The organism is Tissierella sp. (assembly GCF_052089545.1).
GTDB lineage: Bacteria > Bacillota > Clostridia > Tissierellales > Tissierellaceae > Tissierella_A.
The window spans coordinates 1-2,983 of sequence record NZ_JBQDAA010000250.1; the positions used below are offsets into that span (position 1 = coordinate 1).

Annotated in this window: 1 protein-coding gene; it reads left to right on the top strand. The window is 31.4% G+C overall.

Annotated features, from left to right (window positions below; all coding sequences use genetic code 11):
- Nucleotides 1-68: 68 nt before the first annotated feature.
- Nucleotides 69-2,983, top strand: a 2,915-nt coding sequence (locus tag ACTHW2_RS12460; protein ID WP_442264224.1) for a penicillin-binding protein 1A, incomplete at its 3' end; no start/stop codon positions are given.

Consider the following 2,983-nt stretch of genomic DNA (forward strand, 5'->3'; position numbering starts at 1 on the left):
TTTATTAACAATTTATTACCATTGTGATATAATATGATTATTCTATATTTTAATATAAGGAGGAAAAGATGTCTAAAAATAATAATAACAAAGACAAAAAAGATATAAAAAATAAAAAAAGTAAAAAAGCAACTTTTATGAAATCTTTAAAGGTAACTTTATTAGTTTTACTATTGTTTGCTATAGTTGCAGGTGGTGCTTTAGGAGGCATAGTTATATCTATTATAAAGGAAGCACCAGAAATAGACCCTGTAGAGATAAACTCTACCCTAAGTCAAACTTCAACTATTTATGACTCCAATGAGAAACTTATGGAGAAAATAGATATGGACACTGGGGAATATAGTACTTTTGTAAATTTAAATAAAATGCCTCAACATTTACAAGACGCATTTATATCTATTGAAGATGAAAGATTCACAGAACATAAAGGTATAGATCCAAAAGGTATTATAGGATCTTTATTTGAGAATTTAAAATCTGGTGGGATTAAAAGAGGTGCAAGCACTATAACCCAGCAGTTAGTTAAAAATGTATATTTAACTAATGAACAAAAACTTTCTAGAAAAATTAAAGAAGCATATTTGTCACTTCAAGTAGAAAAGGTACTTCATAAAGATCAAATCCTAGAGGCATATTTAAATAGAAACTTTTTTGGACAAAATGCAACTGGAGTACAAGAAGCCGCACAAACTTATTTTTCTAAAGATGTAGAAGAACTAACATTAGCGGAATCAGCTCTATTTGCTGGAATTGTTAAAAGTCCCGTACATTACCAACCTTTTCAAAGAATTAAGGCACAAGAATATGATGATGATAGTCAAGTTGCAATAGGTGAAGTTAATGTATTAGGTGAAAAATATATATTAGTATTTAATGAAGATTCTGTTGAAAGACAAAGATTAGTACTACAAAAAATGTTAGATCTTGGTAAAATTAGCCAGGCAGAATATGATGAAGCTTTAAATGAAGATATTAAGGAATCATTAAAACCCGGACAGAAAAAAATGACAGATATTACTTCTTATTTTACAGATTATGTTAAAAGTCAAGTAGTAAATTCTTTAATTACAAAACTAGACTACTCTAGGGAAGATGCAGAAGATCTTCTTTATAAGGGTGGACTTAAAATATATTCTACAGTAGATATAAGTCTTCAAAAACAACTAGAGGATGTATATGAAAACTTTACTGAAGTTTTAATAGGAAAGGCTGGAGGGTCTGCTCTTATAAACTGGAATTTAAATGGAGCTGGAGACATACGAGATGATAAAGGTAAGATTATTTTCTATAAAAAAAATAATCTTTTAGATGAAGACTTTAATCTTATTATAAGAAAAGGAAATTATTCTATATCTGATAATGGAGATATTATAATTAAAGATAAGAAACTGAATGCTTACAAAAATCATATAGATATAGCTGATTACTATACTACTGATGACAAGAAAAACTTAGTAACTCATACAGTTGGATCTTTTGATATATCTGAAGACAACTTTAAGATTTCTGAAAATAAAGATGTCATCATTACAAAAGAATTTTTAGATGAAAAAGATGACTTTTCTCAAGTAGATGATAATGGTAATTTGGTCATTAGCGAAAAATATTTCTATATTGATAAAGAAGGAATCGTACAACCTCAATCTTCTACAGTAGTATTAGACTATAGAAGTGGACAAATCAAAGCTATAGTTGGTGGTAGAGATGTAGAAGGAAATAGACTTTTAAATAGGGCTACAAACGCTACAAGGCAACCTGGATCAGTTATAAAACCACTGTCAGCATATCTTCCAGCTCTTGATAATGGATATACTGCAGCATCAGCCATAGATGATGTACCACTTCGAAGAGGAAAATGGAATCCACGAAACAGCTATCGTGGTTTTAAAGGGATCAGAACTATAAGAGCTGCTGTCGAAGATTCAGGAAATATTCCTTCCATAAAAACAGTAGAAAATATAGGAATAGATACATCCAAAGCCTACTTAGAAAAACTGGGTATAATAAATAAACAAAATGGAGAAAAGGATAATTTTGTAACTGCAGCTGAAAATGTGAACAATGATGAAAATCCAGCAGCCCTAGGACTTGGTGGTATGACTAATGGGCTGACACCTCTTGAAGTAACAGCTGCATATGGTGCAATAGCAAATAATGGAGTCTATGTTGAGCCTATAGCTTTTACTAAAATATTAGATAAAGATGGCAATGTTTTATTAGAAAATACACCTAGAGAAACTACAGTAGTTTCACCTCAAGTTTCATACGTAATGTCCGATATATTAAGAACAAATGTTACTAGTGGTTATGGTAGAAATGCACAACTTTCTAATATGGTAACTGCTGGTAAAACTGGTACTACACAAGACAAAGCTGATATCTGGTTTGTAGGTTTTACTCCATATTATGCAACAGGTGTATGGATAGGAAATGATGCTCCAAAAATCACCTTAACTCAAAGCAGTCCTACAGCAGCATCCTTTTGGAAACATATTATGACTAAGGCACATGATGGACTTGATGGTAAGTCTTCCTTTAATAGACCTGACGGTATATTATCTGCAAGTGTATGTACACAATCTGGTAAACGAGCTACAAAATTATGTGCTCAAGATCCAAGGCATATTATTAAAAATGAAATCTTTGCCAAAGGAACAATGCCTTCAGAATACTGTGATGTCCATGTCTCTGAAAGAGTAGATAAAAGTACGGATAAAATAGCAAATAAGTATTGTCCGAATAGTTTAGTAGTTCAAAGAGTTTATGTAAAAACAGATCCAATATATAAACCATGGGAGAACTCTGGAATAATTCCTAGAGACTATGCTTATAGATTACCTGCTGGAGTATGTAATGTTCATGGCCCAGGTACTGTAGAACCTGAAGAACCTTCTGAAAATGATAACGATGAAGAAGAAGTAGATGATAATGATAATGAAGAAAATAACCAAAATGACAACGACAATCAAAACAATGAAGA